We start from the raw sequence: 16,503 nt of genomic DNA on the forward strand, positions 1-16,503 counted from the left end.
GCGCCTACATGTGTAGGCGCTTTTTTAATAAATTGTAGTTGTATGACCAACTGTTGCAACGATTGCATCATCTCTAATTGGAATAAAACTTATGGATGTCTGTGGTGTACTAGAAGAAGCGTATTGGCTCATTATACGGCTATCGATACGGGTAATAGTATCAGTCAAGAAAGCTGAAATAAAAGCGTAAGGGACTCTTCGTTCATTTAATGAATAAATAATTTCTTCTTTTGTTTTTACACCCACGCCATGTCCGTAAAAAAAGAAATTTCCTAAATAGATTGTGTTTTCTCCTTGCCACTCAATCGTAGCTGGATTCACTTGTGGGTTTTTAAAGTAAACGAGGTCACCTGGAACAAGATCGCCACCGTTTTTTGTTATGAGCCTTAGATCTTGATCGTAGTCCCATGTATAAAGTAAAAGGTTTGCAAATAGACGATTGAAAGTTTCTTCCTCATACAATGATAGTAAAGCTTTATAAAAAATAATGATCATAGCGGTTGCGCATTCAGTTCCATATAGTTTTCCGTTTTTGAAAATATCCTGTATGGCAATAGAAGGTGGTATGTTTGGAAGAAGCTCGAATCCTCCAAGAGACGTTCTTTTCCAATACTGGGGGTTGCAAAAGGATTGTTGAAATGTACGAAACTGAAATCCACTTTGAAAAAGCTCTAGTGCAGAGATAATAATATTAACTCGTAAATTGAGATCAAAGCTGAGTTCATCAGCTGTTCGGAAGGAATAAACTTCTTGATTTCCTGCCATTATTGATAAAATTTGTTGTTTCTCTGCTGCAAATGGCTCATATTCATTTGTAATATAAGGATGTACAATAGAACGGCCTATTACAATCATAATAGTATCCCCACCTATACGTTACATTCTTAAGTATCGTATGAAGAAAAGGAAAAAAGGTGAAAAAAAAAGCCTATCAACTGATAGGCTTGTACTCTTTAATAACACGTAATGTTTGTAATGTCATATCTTCAGGACCTTGTACAGGTAAACCTGCTTCTAAGTTTTTACGAATATACTCTAAGTTTTCTTGTGTAATAATTTCCCCCGGAGTAAAGATTGGAATCCCTGGCGGATAAACCATAACAAAATCAGCTATAATACGACCCGCTGCATTTTCAAATGGAATGACTTCTGTTTCCGAATAAAAAGCATCTCGAGGAGAAAGTGCTAGCACTGGAATTTCTGGAATCTCTACTTGTACTTGAACACCTTTATCTGCCCTATTTCTAAATGTTGCTGCTAAATCGTGTAAAGCTGCAATAAGTGTATTTGTATCACTTTCTGTATCTCCCAAAGTGATAAGACATAGTATGTTGTATAGATCTGAGAGTTCTACTTCAATGTTATATTGCTCTCTAAGCCATACTTCAGCTTGGTGGCCGGTAATACCTAAATCTTTTACAGATACAATTATCTTTGTAGGATCATAGTTAAAGGTAGCATCTGTACCTAACATTTCTTTTCCAGGACAGTAAAGATGCTCAATAGAATTTATAGCATCACGAACATGTTCAGCTAATTGTATTGTTTGTTCTATGAGTGCTGTTCCTTCTGTAGCAAGACGTTTTCTCGCAACATCAAGGGATGCTAACAAGATGTAAGAAGTTGATGTAGTCGTAAGCATGCTAATAATAGATTGGACATGCTTTACATTCACTAAGCCTTCTTTCACATTAAGAATAGAACTTTGAGTTAAAGAGCCTCCTAATTTGTGAACACTTGTTGCTGCCATATCTGCACCAGCTTGCATCGCTGACATGGGTAATTCATCGTGAAAATGAATATGAACACCATGAGCCTCGTCGACTAGTACAGGGATGTCATAAGAATGTGCTAATTGTACAATCTGTTCTAAGTCTGCAGCAAACCCAAAGTACGTTGGGTTAATAACAAGTAAGCCCTTTGCATCTGAGTGCTCTTCAAGTGCTTTTTTGACAGATTGAATTGTGATTCCATGAGAAATACCGAGCTTCGGATCGATTTCAGGATGCATGAAAATCGGTTTTGCGCCTGAGAAAATAATAGCTGACATTACTGACTTATGCACGTTTCGTGGTACTAGGATTTTGTCACCAGGACCGCAAACGCTCATCACCATTGTCATAATAGCACCACTTGTACCTTGAATAGAAAAGAAAGTATGATCTGCACCGAATGCAGCGGCTGCTAAATCCTGTGCTTCTTTAATCATACCTTTGGGATGATGTAAATCATCGAGTGGCGCAATATTAATTAAATCAATTGCTAATGCATTATGCCCAATAAATTCGCGAAATGTAGGATCCATGCCCTGTCCTTTTTTATGACCAGGAATATGGAATTGAATTGGATTTCGCTTACTGTGCTCAACTAAAGCGGTAAACAATGGTGTTTCGTATTGGGACAATCTATACACCCCTTCTTCTTCATAATATTTAGTGTAATTTGTTTTATATAATCCTGCTCTAAAAAAGTTTAGTCTTTTTTAGAATAAGGCTTGTTTTTCTGCCATTCAAAAAATCGTTTTTGAGATGGTAGCTTCACTTTATTTTCTATAAAACAAAAGCATTATATCACCAATAATTATAGATGTATAGAAAAAAATGTTTTTAAGGTGAGTATGTTTAATAGTTAGCCTCAACTAATGAATAGAGGAAGACAATTCCATTAAAATGAATAAATAGTGTATAATGCAGAGTGGCTATAATGAAGAATAAAATATTCTCTTTAAGATAGCATAATGAAACAAGAAGAAATGATAAATGAGGTGCGAAATGGAATATCAATATCCGTTAGATTATGATTGGTCAAATGAGGAAATGGTTAAAATTGTTAAGTTTTATGAAGCGATTGAGAAAGCTTATGAAAAAGGGATTATAAGAGAAGAATTAATGGGTTTATATCGTCGTTTTAAAGAGATTGTTCCATCGAAAGCAGAAGAAAAGAAAATTGATAAAGAATTTGAAGAAGTAAGTGGATACTCTATATATCGTGCTATTCAAAGGGCAAAAGAAGTCGAAGAACAAAAGCTTGTAAAAATGTAAAAAATATTTTGAAAAATAAAAACTGAAGTGATATAATGTGATAACAACTAAAAACGGACAATATAAATTGTCCGTTTTCTACTATCGATTACAAAGTGCATATAAAGGAAGGAGTGATTGCATCGTAGATTCAATCTTAGCAAGGAATTGTTCGTTGGTCATTGCTGAAAACTCCTCTGGTGATATATGAATACCAACTAATAATTCTGCCTTTTTTACAGTAGCTAATCGTTCAATCATCTTTTGTAAGTCTTCGGTTTCAAGTGTTTTATGTAATTTCACACTTGGTTTAGTATGGTCAATGGACCAAACGAAGTCATTTGGAATATTTGTTTTTAAATCATTTAAATGTTCTAAGAAGGCATGAGCCGTCTCAACTTTTTGTGGACACTCATAGATTAAACCAAAGTATATGAAGGCATGAGTACCCCATAAGCCGATTTGGAAATGCGGTAGCATTTTATATCCTCGTTTATTTGTTGAAAAAGCAACCCAAGTATCGTTTGGTGGATTGACTTTGCGGCGTGCGTGTTTTGCAACATGATAAAAAAAGTTCTCATCAGTTTGTTTGGATAAGTATTCTGCAAATTGTTCCCCTAAAGCTTCTAGCTTAGGATGAATGTTCGTTTTAATTGCACTCATTCGTTCTTCGAGACCATCAACTGTAAAGACATCAAAATCAGTTGACTTGAATGTTTGTATTGTCATGATTGTTCCTCCAACTCCTATTTTGCTTTTATTTTAGCATAGCTTGTACTATTCATAAAAAAAACAGCACAAAAAAATTTAAATAAAAAAATATAATTTTGTTGCATAGATGATTTATCCAACATAGTATAGTATAAAACAAAAAATCAGAAAATTGAATTAATTCTAGTCCGAGGGCAGACGAATATTGGGAGGAGGCAAATAATATGAGACAGGTGATTAATGCGTTAAAGAGAACAGATGCTGAAAAGAGAATACCGGTGCTACGTTTGGAGCTAGATTATGAATTAGCAACTTTATATGATGCGATGATGGAAGATGATAAACAGAAAAAAGAAGAGTGTGTACAAAAGTTAGAAGTGTTAAGACTTGAAATGATTCGTTTAGAAGCGTAATAATAGTATATGTATAAAAAATTAGTTGGTGCGAACCTTATAAAGGGTTCGTTTTTTCTGTGAACAGTATAGATCGGAGTGTTTAAACATGCAAGAAGTATGGAAAGACATTGATGCACACGCCAAACGGTGGATTCGGGATGCAGGAGAGCATTTAATGGCATCAATGAAAAAAGCACTTATTATAGAAACAAAATCAAATGCAGCTGACTTAGTTACAAATATGGACCGAGAGATAGAACAGTTTTTAATTGGGAAAATTAAAGAAACATTCCCGAATCATAATATTTTAGGAGAAGAGGGTTATGGAGACGAGATAACGTCTTCTGACGGGGTTGTTTGGTTAATTGATCCAATTGACGGCACGATGAACTTTGTTCATCAAAAAAGAAATTTTGCGATTTCAATTGGGATTTATGAGAACGGTATCGGAAAGATTGGACTTATATATGATCCAGTGCATGATGAACTATATCATGCAGTCAAGGGATCTGGAGCTTTTTGTAATGATATATCAATTCCTCCATTGAAAAAAGGAACTGTAGAGCAAGGTATTGTAGCTTTAAATGCGATATGGCTTACAGATAATCCATTGCTTAATATGGAAAGTATGATGGCACTTGTTAAGAAAGCAAGGGGCACAAGATCATATGGCTGTGCAGCGTTAGAGATGGTATACGTTGCAACAGGAAGAATAGATGCATATGTAACGCCGAGATTATCACCATGGGATTTTGGCGGAGGACAGATAATTGTAGAAGAAGTTGGAGGTAAGGTGACGACATTCTCTGGAGCGCCACTTTCTATCATAGAGAAGAGCAGTGTGTTAGTTGCAAAACCAGGAGTGTATGAAGAAGTGTTATCGTTTATATGAGAGCAACAAAAAAAGTAAGAGGCTGTGTATAAGCTTCTTACTTTTTAGCGTTATTGTGATTTGCGCATTTTTCTTTTTGTTACAAAACCGTATCCAACTGTAACAAATGTGCCGATAATGCAAATAATAATACCGATTGGACTATTTTCAGCAATCATAATGCCGATACCGATTAAGAAAATAACACCGATAATTGCAGTTAATAAAAAGCGATATTGAATGTGTTCCATTTCTTCACCCTCCAATCTCATTTTACTTTCACAAAAGTAAGAATACAACTATATTTTCATTCTTGCTTTTATTTTAATTGCTATTGTATCCCCTTCGCTCTTATAATAGAGAAGGATTAAAAAGACATTAGGAGTTGGACATGTTGAAAAAACGACAAGATTTACGTAATATAGCAATTATTGCCCACGTTGACCATGGTAAAACAACACTTGTTGACCAGTTATTACGTCAAGCGGGGACTTTCCGTGCGAACGAACACGTTGAAGAACGCGCAATGGATTCAAATGATCTAGAAAGAGAACGCGGTATTACAATTTTAGCGAAAAATACAGCGATTCACTATGAAGATAAAAGAATTAACATTTTAGATACACCTGGTCACGCTGACTTCGGTGGAGAAGTAGAACGTATCATGAAAATGGTTGATGGTGTTTTACTTGTTGTTGATGCATATGAAGGTTGTATGCCACAAACACGATTTGTTTTAAAGAAAGCTCTTGAGCAAAACTTAACTCCAATCGTAGTTGTAAACAAAATTGACCGTGACTTCGCTCGTCCAGATGAAGTAGTTGATGAAGTAATCGACTTATTCATTGAGCTTGGTGCAAACGAAGATCAATTAGAGTTCCCAGTTGTATTTGCATCAGCAATGAACGGAACAGCAAGCTTAGATTCAAACCCAGCAAATCAAGAAGAGAATATGAAATCATTATTCGATACAATTATCGAACATATTCCAGCACCAATTGATAACAGCGAAGAGCCACTTCAATTCCAAGTAGCACTTCTTGATTACAACGACTACGTTGGACGTATTGGAGTTGGTCGTGTATTCCGCGGTACAATGAAAGTAGGACAACAAGTTGCTTTAATGAAAGTTGATGGAAGTGTAAAACAATTCCGTGTAACAAAATTATTTGGTTACATTGGATTAAAACGTCAAGAAATTGAAGAAGCAAAAGCTGGTGACTTAGTAGCTGTTTCTGGTATGGAAGACATCAACGTTGGTGAAACAGTATGTCCAGTTGAGCATGAAGATGCGTTACCATTATTACGTATTGATGAGCCAACACTACAAATGACGTTCCTTGTAAATAACAGCCCATTTGCAGGTCGTGAAGGTAAATACATTACATCTCGTAAAATTGAAGAGCGTCTTCGTTCACAATTAGAAACAGATGTAAGTTTACGTGTAGATAATACAGATTCTCCTGATGCGTGGATCGTATCTGGACGTGGGGAACTACATTTATCTATCTTAATTGAAAACATGCGTCGTGAAGGTTATGAATTACAAGTATCTAAGCCAGAAGTAATCATTAAAGAAGTTGATGGCGTAAGATGTGAGCCTGTAGAGCGTGTACAAATCGATGTACCTGAAGAATACACTGGTTCTATTATGGAATCTATGGGTGCACGTAAAGGTGAAATGTTAGATATGGTGAATAACGGAAACGGTCAAGTTCGCCTTACTTTCATGGTTCCAGCACGTGGTTTAATTGGTTACACAACAGAATTCTTAACATTAACTCGTGGTTACGGTATTTTAAACCATACATTCGATTGCTACCAACCAGTACACGCTGGACAAGTTGGTGGACGTCGTCAAGGTGTTCTAGTTTCACTTGAAACAGGAAAAGCATCACAATACGGTATTATGCAAGTTGAAGACCGTGGTGTAATCTTCGTTGAACCAGGTACAGAAGTATATGCTGGTATGATTGTAGGAGAACACACTCGTGAGAACGACTTAACAGTTAACGTTGTGAAAATGAAACAACAAACTAACATTCGTTCTGCGACGAAAGATCAAACTTCAACAATGAAGAAACCACGCCTAATGACTTTAGAAGAATCATTAGAGTACTTAAACGATGACGAGTTCTGTGAAGTAACTCCAGAATCAATTCGTCTACGTAAAAAGATTCTTGATAAGAGTGAGCGCGAAAGAGCTGCTAAGAAAAAGAAATCTGTTGAAGCGTAAAAATAAAAAAACAACGCCCTTTATAAAGGGCGTTGTTTTTTATTTTGTTTATTTTTTAGAATATTTACTCATTTTTGTGGACAGTATTTTTTTTGCGAGTTACTCTTGTATTAAGTGTATAAAGAAAATTGCATTTTACTGCTAGGGGGGGAAGAGTGTGTTAGAAAGGATGTCTTTTTTTGCAAAATTGTGTAAGGTAGATGAAAATCCAGAGTTAGGAATGTGGTTACTTTATGGGACGATTATTATATTAAGTGCTCTCGTTTATAATTTAGGATTTGCTAGAAAGTTGTCTGTACTAAAAAATATTGTGATATACATATCATTAGCAATTGGATGCACAGTATTAACCTTTTTTGCTGTGTTTTTACCTGTTGGAGAAGGACTTGTTGTAGCGGCAATTGTACTTGGAATTTATAGATTGCGTTTGCGTCAAGCGAAACAACAAAAAGCAGGATAAGGAAGGGGAGTTTTCATGCGTTCAGTACAAGATGCACTATATAATTGGTTAACAATTAAAACAGTTGCGGAAGCACGTCCAGATGATAGTGCTGCAAAAGAAACATATTTGTTATTTCAAAATATGATATATGAAGAACATAAATTAAGAAATGTGGAAGTCGAAAAGAACGAGGAAATGTATTTAATTACATATGAAATGAATGGAGAACGGAAATCTGCAAGGTTTCCGTTAGAAGCCATTGATTGTTTTTTGGATCAGATGAATCGTGAACCAGAAAAATATAAATAAGTCCTTATCTATATGAGTAAGGACTTATTTACATTTTACCAATCATCTTCGATTTTTTTATCACGATATAATCGGAAATTACCACTTGCATGACGTTCCATTGTACGCTCTGCAATTCGTTCCGAACATTCCATGCACATATATGTATGAATAGGGCGATTACGCAGTTTTTTTGCCATAGGATTTTCATCATCTAACATATCTTTTTTATCACAAATCATACATTTGACTCTCATTTCGTCACCTCAATACGAATTCTATCAGTATAAGTATATCATGGAAGTATAATGTTTTTGAATAATAGCGGGAAAAAATAATATTTTCGCAATTCAAAAAATAAGTTATGATAAGGATATACCAAGTATGTTTGGAGGTGAAAATATGGCGAATGTAGTAGAGCCTACCTTAACAGAGGATTTAGTACAAACGTTGCGTAAAGAATGTATCGTTATGATAGCAACGACAGATTTCGAAAAACAAGTTCCTAACGTAAGTGCTATTTCTTGGGTGTATGCAGTGAGTAAAACTAGTATTCGATTTGCAGTAGATCAACGTTCACGTATTGTGGAAAATATACAGCATAATACAGGTGTGGTATTGACTATAATGGCGAATGAATCCGTATTTTCTATAAGTGGTGCAGGTGAAATTTTGACAGATAGAATGGAAGGTATTTCTCTAAAATTAACTGTAATAGAAGTAAATGTGCAAGAAGTGCGTGATGTTATGTTTTATGGAGCGAAACTTGCAATTGAACCAACATATGAAAAAACATATGATCTTCGGGCAGCGAAAAAGCTGGATAATGAAGTGTTAGTAGGGATAAGAGAATTATAAAGATGCTAAATAGGAAATTTGTTTATTCACTTTTGTAATCGGTTATTGTGATTTAACGTTAATAATTATAATAAAAAGTAATATATTGAATAGAAATGAATAAAGAATAAATAAAAGGTTTAATGACTATGATTTTCGATTCTACCTCGTTTACACGGTACATATAATTATAACAATGGTTCGTCCATATTTTATGGATGAAACCCTTGTTCTACAAATTTAAAAGTGGAGTCAGGGGGTAACAGGTTGGATAAAATTTATGTGTTAGATACGAATGTACTTTTGCAGGATCCTTTATCTATTTTTTCATTTGAAACCAATGAAGTAGTGATTCCAGCAGTTGTATTAGAAGAGGTTGATTCGAAAAAACGTTATATGGATGAAGTAGGACGAAACGCTCGTTATGTATCTAAGTTAATAGATAAATTTCGTGAAATAGGAAAGCTGCATGAAAGTATCCCGCTAGAAAACGGCGGAACATTTCGTATTGAATTGAACCATCGTTCATTTGTGCAACTACAAGATATTTTTGTAGAAAAAACAAATGATAATCGAATTTTAGCTGTAGCAAAAAATCTATCTTTAGAAGAACAGGAAAAAGAGGACGGGAAGTCTGTTATTTTAGTAAGTAAAGATGTACTCGTAAGAGTAAAAGCTGATGCAATTGGTTTGAAGGCTGAAGATTATTTAAGTGATCGCGTAATTGAAGTAGAAAATATATATTCTGGTTTTTTAGAAGGATATATATCAAAAGAACAATTGGATTATTTTTATGAGAAAGGTGAATTGCCTCTATCTGAAATTGCGAATCATCCTTTTTATCCAAATCAATTTGTAGTGATGAAAGATGCATTAGGGGGCTCTAGTTCTGCTCTTGGCATTGTGGATCACTTAGGTAAGAAGGTAAAGAAACTTATTTTTCACAATGAACAAGTGTGGGGGATACGACCACGAAACGTGCAGCAAATTATGGGATTAGAATTGTTGCTTCGTGAAGATATTCCGCTTGTAACGTTAACGGGGAAAGCCGGCACAGGAAAAACGTTACTTGCGTTAGCTTCGGGACTTATGCAAACAGAAGACTTAGGGTTATATAAAAAATTACTTGTGGCAAGACCAATTGTTCCAGTCGGAAAAGATATCGGTTATTTACCAGGAGAAAAAGAAGAAAAGTTAAGACCATGGATGCAGCCAATTTTTGATAACCTAGAGTATTTATTTAATACGAAAAAGCCAGGAGAGTTAGATGCTATTTTAGCTGGAATGGGTTCGATTGAAGTAGAGGCCCTTACTTATATACGCGGGAGAAGTATTCCAGATCAGTTCATTATCATTGACGAAGCACAAAATTTAACAAAGCATGAAGTGAAGACGATATTAACTAGGGTAGGGGAAAAGAGTAAGATTGTATTGATGGGAGATCCTCAGCAAATTGATCACCCATATTTAGATGAATATAATAATGGCTTAACGTATGTTGTAGAGAAGTTTAAAGAACAGCGTATTAGTGGTCATGTGAAGTTTGTTAAAGGGGAGCGATCTAATTTAGCTCAACTAGCAGCAGATTTATTGTAAAAAGGAGTGAGCTTAAGCTCACTCCTTTTCTTTAAATAATTGTAAATTTACGGATGTTACGGATTGGATTTTGTTGATTAGATCCATCATTAAAATAGAGATGAACAGGCCCGTCTTCTTTTAATGGTTTTCCTTCTTTTGAAAAGCCTAGTATAGCATTTTTGACAGTTTCTAATGGAAGTGTCATTGTATGATCTACCGTTTCAATTTCAACTTGCGTAGCGTCCTCTAAAATTTCAGCGTTAGCAAGGAATGGATGAAATGGTATACCAAATGTTCCAGTAATCAGCTGTTCTTTTTTATATTTCTTCACACTTTGTTGTATTGGAGGAAAAGCGGCACCATCACGGATTTCGCGATCCCAATGTTCTGAAGTGTTTTTTAAATAAGTTTCTAGTTCAGACGTGTTTTCTCTAGTTTCATCAAAGTAAGTTGTCAAATCTACTTTTCGATCATCAAAGATCCAAACAGTTGGATCAATAGTGATTGGAAAACGTACTTTTCCGTTAATAAATAAAATTTCGCTCATTGTTGTTCCCCCATTTGTGTTATACTCCCACTTTTCAGTATAATAGTATTAGACACTGTTGTCACAAAAAATGTTTCTATTGCAATTTATTAAAACTATCGCTAATATTAATAGATAGGATAGAGGAGAGTAGGACGGAAACGGAGGGAATCAATTTGGCGTCTGAGACAGTAGCAAATCATCAGGAAAAGGCACTAGCCCTTCTACAAGCGGATGCAGAGAAGATTTTAAGACTTATTAAGGTGCAAATGGACCATCTTACAATGCCGCAATGTCCATTATATGAAGAAGTGTTAGACACACAAATGTTTGGACTATCCCGCGAGGTCGATTTTGCGGTTCGCCTTGGTCTTATTGCAGAAGAACAAGGGAAAGCAATGTTAGGTGAGCTCGAACGTGAGTTATCTGCACTTCATGAAGCATTTACAAACAAACAACAATAACGGGTTCAAATAAGGGGGCTCAAACTAAATTAGTTTGAGCTTTTTATTTGTATAATAAAGCAGGAAGAATCAATGTACATATGGAATACAACAATAATTAAATTGAAACAGAAAGAGGAAATGAAATGAAAAAAGTATGGAAATCAATGGATTATTCATTATTACTTCCTCTTGTTATCTTATGTGTGCTGGGAGTAATAATGGTATATAGTTCTAGTTCCATTGTTGCGATTTCGAGGCATAACTGGCCGGCAAATTACTTTTTTAAAAAACAATTAATAACTTTAGCTATTGGAACGGTATTGTTAGTAATTGTAGCTTCGTTACCTTATAAGTTTTGGAGAAAACGAATAATTTTATCGGCGATGGGGCTAGGGAGTATTGCTTTACTAGCAGCAGCCTTGATTTTTGGTAAGGAAATAAATGGTGCAAAAGGTTGGATATTAGGTATACAGCCCGCTGAATTTGTTAAATTATCGATTATTATTATATTAGCTCGCTTTTTTGCAAGGAGACAAGAAACAAATACACCTGTTTTTAAAGGGTCGGGACTTACACTTGGTTTTGTTGGAATGGCAATGTTTTTAATTTTAAAGCAAAATGATTTAGGTACCGATTTGTTAATTGCAGGAACAGTAGGGATTATGTTTCTTTGTTCAGGAGTAAGGATTAATTTATGGATTAAACGAATTGTTTTAACTTCTATAGTATGGATTCCAGCTCTATATTTTTTGGCTAATTATAAATTAAGTGGATATCAAAAGGCACGTTTTTCAGTTTTTCTTGATCCATTCAATGATCCTCAGAATGATGGATTCCAATTAGTAAATTCTTTTATTGGAATTGCTTCAGGAGGGCTAAATGGTCGAGGATTAGGAAATAGTGTGCAAAAATATGGGTATTTACCAGAACCGCAAACAGATTTTATTATGGCTATTATATCTGAAGAATTAGGTTTTATTGGTGTAGCTATTATTTTAATTTGCTTGCTACTTATTATTATTCGTTCATTCAGGATTGCTCAAAAATGTAACGATCCTTTTGGAAGTTTAATTGCAATCGGAATTGCAAGTTTAATAGGAGTACAAACTTTTGTTAATGTTGGTGGTATGTCTGGATTAATACCGCTTACGGGAGTGCCTTTACCGTTTATTAGTTATGGTGGAAGTTCCTTAATAGCTAATCTACTTGCAATGGGAATACTACTCAATATTGCTAGTCACGTGAAACGACAAGAGAAACAACAGAATGGTGTAATGAAAGAAAGAGAACAAAATGGACCACATCTTGTAGTTGTAAAATAAAAACACATTGTGCTTTAGAGCATGATGTGTTTTTTATTTTTAAATATGATGTACTAATTTCTCTTTCAGTTAAAAGATATATCACATTAAGTTAAATGTGATATACAATTAAGTTGTTAGGAAAGGAAGAGGTATGCTATACTATTTTTGTGAAACAAATTGCACAGAAAACTTATCATTTGTTAGAAAATAAGGTATGATGGATAAAAATAAAGTGAAGCTTTCTAAGTATAATATAATGTGGAAAGTGAAGAACTTCACGCTTTTTAAGGTGTGTGTATATTTTATCTCTAGAGTGGTAGGAAAGTAGAGGGGGAAAATCATGACAAAGCTGCAACGTATTCAAAAAGTATTGGTAGCTAACCGTGGAGAGATTGCAATTCGTGTGTTTCGAGCTTGTTCGGAACTTGGATTAAAAACAGTTGCAATCTATTCTAAAGAGGATAGTGGTTCTTATCATCGCTATAAAGCCGATGAGTCCTATTTAGTTGGGGAAGGAAAAAAACCAATTGATGCTTATCTAGATATTGAAGGCATTATTGAGATTGCAAAAAGTAATCATGTAGATGCAATCCACCCTGGATATGGTTTCTTGTCAGAAAATATTCAATTCGCTAAACGTTGTGAAGAAGAAGGAATTATCTTTATCGGTCCGAAAAGTAAGCATTTAGATATGTTTGGAGATAAAGTGAAAGCAAGAACACAAGCGCAGCTAGCACAAATTCCAGTTATACCTGGTAGTGATGGTCCAGTAAATTCATTAGAAGAAGTCGAAAAATTTGCTGAAAAGTATGATTACCCGATTATTATTAAAGCATCCCTTGGGGGTGGCGGTCGTGGTATGCGTATTGTGCGTACTAGTGAGGAATTAGGAGAATCATATAATCGAGCGAAATCAGAAGCGAAAGCAGCTTTTGGTAATGATGAAGTTTACGTCGAAAAATTTGTTGAAAAACCTAAACATATAGAAGTACAAATTTTAGCAGATGAAGAAGGCAATGTTGTTCATTTATACGAGCGTGACTGCTCTGTACAACGTCGTCATCAAAAAGTTGTAGAAATTGCACCGAGTGTATCACTTTCAGATGATCTGCGTCAGCGTATTTGTGATGCTGCTGTGAAGTTAACGAAAAATGTAAACTATTTAAATGCAGGAACAGTAGAATTCCTTGTAAAAGATGATGAGTTTTACTTTATTGAAGTAAATCCACGTGTTCAAGTAGAACATACGATTACAGAAATGATTACGGGAGTAGATATTGTTCAATCACAAATTTTAATAGCGGATGGACATTCATTACATAGCAAAATGGTAGGTGTTCCGAAGCAAGAGGAAGTAGTTGTACATGGATTTGCAATTCAATCTCGTGTAACAACTGAAGATCCGCTAAATAATTTTATGCCGGATACAGGAAAAATTATGGCGTATCGATCAGGTGGTGGTTTTGGTGTGCGTCTTGATACAGGAAATAGCTTCCAAGGTGCAGTTATTACACCGTACTACGATTCTTTACTTGTAAAAGTTACAACTTGGGCACTTACTTTTGAGCAAGCTGCTGCAAAAATGGAACGTAACTTAAAAGAATTCCGTATTCGTGGTATTAAAACAAATATTCCATTCCTAGAGAATGTAGTAAAGCATAAAAACTTCTTATCAGGAGAATATGATACTTCATTTATCGATGCGTCACCTGAATTGTTCTTGTTCCCGAAACGTAAAGACCGTGGAACGAAAATGTTAAATTACATTGGTACAGTAACAGTAAATGGTTTCCCAGGAGTAGGGAAAAAAGAAAAACCAATATTCCCAGATGCTCGTATTCCATGTTTAAAACATTCAGAGCCAATCCAAAATGGAACGAAACAAATTTTGGACGAGCGTGGAGCGGACGGATTAGTAAAATGGGTACAGGATCAAAAACGTGTACTTTTAACGGATACAACATTCCGTGATGCACACCAGTCATTACTTGCAACTCGTATTCGTACAAAAGATTTACATCAAATTGCGGAGCCAACAGCGAGAATGTTACCGAACCTATTCTCAGCAGAAATGTGGGGCGGTGCAACGTTTGATGTTGCGTATCGTTTCTTAAAAGAAGATCCATGGGAACGATTACTAGATCTTCGTGAAAAAATGCCGAATGTGTTATTCCAAATGTTACTTCGTTCTTCAAACGCAGTTGGATACAAAAACTATCCAGATAATTTAATTCAAAAATTTGTGGAATGTTCTGCTCAAGCAGGCATTGATGTATTCCGTATTTTTGATAGTTTAAACTGGGTGGAAGGCATGAGAGTTGCAATTGACGCTGTACGAGACACTGGTAAAATTGCAGAAGCAACAATGTGCTACACAGGGGATATTCATGATCCACTGCGTAGTAAATATGATTTAAATTATTATAAAAATTTAGCAAAAGAGTTAGAAGCATCAGGAGCTCACATTTTAGGTATTAAAGATATGGCGGGCTTACTAAAACCAAATGCAGCATATGATTTAGTTTCTGCATTAAAAGAGACAGTGTCGATTCCAATTCATCTGCACACGCACGATACGAGTGGAAATGGTATATTAACGTATACGAAGGCAATTGAAGCAGGTGTTGATATCGTCGATGTAGCAGTGAGTTCTATGGCTGGTCAAACGTCACAACCAAGTGCGAACACGCTATACTATGCGTTAGGCGGAAAAGAAAGACAACCAGATGTTAATATAGATTCTTTAGAAAAACTATCTCACTATTGGGAAGATGTACGCAAATACTATGCACCATTTGAAAGTGGTATGAATGCGCCTCATACAGAGGTATATATGCATGAAATGCCGGGTGGGCAGTATAGTAATCTTCAGCAACAAGCGAAGGCGGTTGGTTTAGGAGATCGCTTCGATGAAGTGAAAGTAATGTACCGCCGTGTGAATGACATGTTTGGAGATATTGTAAAAGTAACACCATCATCAAAAGTTGTTGGTGATATGGCATTATTTATGGTTCAAAACCATCTGACAGAACAAGATGTTTTAGAGCGTGGACATGCGATGGACTTCCCAGGGTCTGTTGTTGAAATGTTCTCTGGTGATTTAGGTCAACCGTACGGTGGTTTCCCGAAAGAATTACAAAAGATTATTTTAAAAGGGAAAGAGCCATTAACAGTAAGACCAGGTGAATTACTAGAGCCAGTAGATTTCGAAGCGTTAAAAGAAGAATTATTCCATAAACTTGGACGCGAAGTAACGATTTTTGATGTAGTAGCATATGCTTTATATCCAAAAGTATTTATGGATTATGAAAAAGTTGCTGAGCTTTATGGAAATGTATCTGTACTTGATACACCGACGTTCTTCTATGGTATGAGACTAGGTGAAGAAATTGATGTAGAAATTGAACAGGGTAAAACATTGATGGTTAAACTAGTATCAATTGGAGAACCTCAGCCGGATGGAAATCGTGTTCTTTACTTGGAATTTAACGGTCAACCACGTGAAATTATCGTGAAAGACGAGAGTGTAAAAGCAACAGTTGCACAACGTGTGAAAGGAAACCGTGAGAATCCAAATCATATTAGTGCAACGATGCCAGGAACGGTAATTAAAGTAGTTGTAAAAGAAGGCGAAGAAGTGAAAAAAGGCGATTCTATGGCAATTACAGAAGCGATGAAAATGGAAACGACAGTTCAAGCGCCGTTCAATGGTAAAGTGAAGAAAGTATATGTTAACGATGGTGATGCAATTCAAACGGGTGATTTACTTATTGAATTAGATCACTAAAATAAGAAAAGAGCTGTGTAAATACAGCTCTTTTTTATTGCAAAAAATCCCTTGCCGAATTG

Annotated in this window: 17 protein-coding genes; 11 read left to right on the forward strand and 6 right to left on the reverse strand. The window is 35.4% G+C overall.

Annotated features, from left to right (window positions below; translation table 11 throughout):
- Positions 1-24: 24 nt before the first annotated feature.
- Together ACTFRY_RS04665 and speA are read right to left on the reverse strand one after the other, a co-directional pair.
- The gene (locus tag ACTFRY_RS04665; protein ID WP_000635337.1) at positions 25-855 is read right to left on the reverse strand and encodes a protein-glutamine gamma-glutamyltransferase; all 831 of its coding nucleotides are present in this window, start codon (positions 853-855) and stop codon (positions 25-27) included.
- Between the two features lie 76 nt (positions 856-931).
- A complete protein-coding gene (gene speA / locus ACTFRY_RS04670; protein ID WP_000084898.1) occupies positions 932-2,404 on the reverse strand; it encodes an arginine decarboxylase in 1,473 nt (490 codons plus the stop codon).
- Positions 2,405-2,771: 367 nt separating this feature from the next.
- Between speA and ACTFRY_RS04675 the strand changes: the two genes are divergently transcribed.
- On the forward strand, positions 2,772-3,041 hold the full coding sequence (locus tag ACTFRY_RS04675) for a UPF0223 family protein (RefSeq protein ID WP_000456547.1): 270 nt from the start codon (positions 2,772-2,774) through the stop codon (positions 3,039-3,041).
- An 81-nt stretch (positions 3,042-3,122) separates the two neighbouring features.
- Here the strand turns inward: ACTFRY_RS04675 and ACTFRY_RS04680 are convergent, their stop codons facing one another.
- The gene (locus tag ACTFRY_RS04680) at positions 3,123-3,749 is read right to left on the reverse strand and encodes a YktB family protein (RefSeq protein WP_000155317.1); all 627 of its coding nucleotides are present in this window, start codon (positions 3,747-3,749) and stop codon (positions 3,123-3,125) included.
- Between the two features lie 206 nt (positions 3,750-3,955).
- On the opposite strand from ACTFRY_RS04680, the gene ACTFRY_RS04685 reads away from it, so the two are divergent.
- Both ACTFRY_RS04685 and ACTFRY_RS04690 read left to right on the forward strand, forming a co-directional pair.
- Positions 3,956-4,144, forward strand: coding sequence for a hypothetical protein (locus tag ACTFRY_RS04685; protein WP_001250164.1), 189 nt, complete (start codon positions 3,956-3,958; stop codon positions 4,142-4,144).
- A gap of 88 nt (positions 4,145-4,232) precedes the next feature.
- Positions 4,233-5,018 carry an inositol monophosphatase family protein gene (locus tag ACTFRY_RS04690; RefSeq protein WP_001158703.1) on the forward strand — a complete coding sequence of 262 codons (786 nt, stop codon included), beginning with the start codon at positions 4,233-4,235 and terminating at the stop codon, positions 5,016-5,018.
- A gap of 50 nt (positions 5,019-5,068) precedes the next feature.
- On the opposite strand, the gene ACTFRY_RS04695 is transcribed toward ACTFRY_RS04690, so the two are convergent.
- Positions 5,069-5,248 carry a DUF5325 family protein gene (locus ACTFRY_RS04695; RefSeq protein ID WP_000400127.1) on the reverse strand — a complete coding sequence of 60 codons (180 nt, stop codon included), beginning with the start codon at positions 5,246-5,248 and terminating at the stop codon, positions 5,069-5,071.
- Between the two features lie 140 nt (positions 5,249-5,388).
- Here ACTFRY_RS04695 and typA point away from each other — a divergent pair, with 140 nt between their 5' ends.
- The 3 genes from typA to ACTFRY_RS04710 all read left to right on the forward strand — a co-directional run bounded on the left by typA (position 5,389) and on the right by ACTFRY_RS04710 (position 7,984).
- The gene (gene typA / locus ACTFRY_RS04700; protein WP_000914759.1) at positions 5,389-7,233 is read left to right on the forward strand and encodes a translational GTPase TypA; all 1,845 of its coding nucleotides are present in this window, start codon (positions 5,389-5,391) and stop codon (positions 7,231-7,233) included.
- Positions 7,234-7,390: 157 nt separating this feature from the next.
- Complete coding sequence (locus tag ACTFRY_RS04705; protein ID WP_000893662.1) at positions 7,391-7,693, forward strand: YlaH-like family protein; 303 nt, start codon at positions 7,391-7,393, stop codon at positions 7,691-7,693.
- Positions 7,694-7,708: 15 nt separating this feature from the next.
- The gene (locus ACTFRY_RS04710; RefSeq protein ID WP_001258147.1) at positions 7,709-7,984 is read left to right on the forward strand and encodes a hypothetical protein; all 276 of its coding nucleotides are present in this window, start codon (positions 7,709-7,711) and stop codon (positions 7,982-7,984) included.
- A gap of 35 nt (positions 7,985-8,019) precedes the next feature.
- On the opposite strand, the gene ACTFRY_RS04715 is transcribed toward ACTFRY_RS04710, so the two are convergent.
- Positions 8,020-8,220, reverse strand: coding sequence for a YlaI family protein (locus tag ACTFRY_RS04715; protein ID WP_002082250.1), 201 nt, complete (start codon positions 8,218-8,220; stop codon positions 8,020-8,022).
- Between the two features lie 145 nt (positions 8,221-8,365).
- On the opposite strand from ACTFRY_RS04715, the gene ACTFRY_RS04720 reads away from it, so the two are divergent.
- Both ACTFRY_RS04720 and ACTFRY_RS04725 read left to right on the forward strand, forming a co-directional pair.
- Positions 8,366-8,821 (forward strand): pyridoxamine 5'-phosphate oxidase family protein, encoded by a 456-nt coding sequence (locus tag ACTFRY_RS04720; protein ID WP_000024595.1) that lies wholly within the window; start codon positions 8,366-8,368, stop codon positions 8,819-8,821.
- Positions 8,822-9,067: 246 nt separating this feature from the next.
- Positions 9,068-10,396 (forward strand): PhoH family protein, encoded by a 1,329-nt coding sequence (locus ACTFRY_RS04725; protein ID WP_000358083.1) that lies wholly within the window; start codon positions 9,068-9,070, stop codon positions 10,394-10,396.
- A gap of 31 nt (positions 10,397-10,427) precedes the next feature.
- Here ACTFRY_RS04725 and ACTFRY_RS04730 read toward each other — a convergent pair whose 3' ends face one another.
- Positions 10,428-10,925, reverse strand: coding sequence for a hypothetical protein (locus ACTFRY_RS04730; RefSeq protein ID WP_001289809.1), 498 nt, complete (start codon positions 10,923-10,925; stop codon positions 10,428-10,430).
- Between the two features lie 155 nt (positions 10,926-11,080).
- Here ACTFRY_RS04730 and ACTFRY_RS04735 point away from each other — a divergent pair, with 155 nt between their 5' ends.
- From ACTFRY_RS04735 to pyc, 3 genes are all read left to right on the forward strand, one after another.
- Positions 11,081-11,368 carry a YlaN family protein gene (locus ACTFRY_RS04735; RefSeq protein ID WP_000135694.1) on the forward strand — a complete coding sequence of 96 codons (288 nt, stop codon included), beginning with the start codon at positions 11,081-11,083 and terminating at the stop codon, positions 11,366-11,368.
- Between the two features lie 125 nt (positions 11,369-11,493).
- Positions 11,494-12,672, forward strand: coding sequence for an FtsW/RodA/SpoVE family cell cycle protein (locus ACTFRY_RS04740; protein ID WP_000758413.1), 1,179 nt, complete (start codon positions 11,494-11,496; stop codon positions 12,670-12,672).
- 322 nt (positions 12,673-12,994) lie between these two features.
- Positions 12,995-16,441, forward strand: a complete 3,447-nt coding sequence (gene pyc / locus ACTFRY_RS04745; RefSeq protein WP_098616209.1) for a pyruvate carboxylase — start codon at positions 12,995-12,997, stop codon at positions 16,439-16,441.
- Positions 16,442-16,503 lie beyond the last annotated feature (62 nt).

This window comes from Bacillus cereus group sp. MYBK195-1, from assembly GCF_051916605.1.
Classification (GTDB): Bacteria; Bacillota; Bacilli; order Bacillales; family Bacillaceae_G; genus Bacillus_A; species Bacillus_A cereus.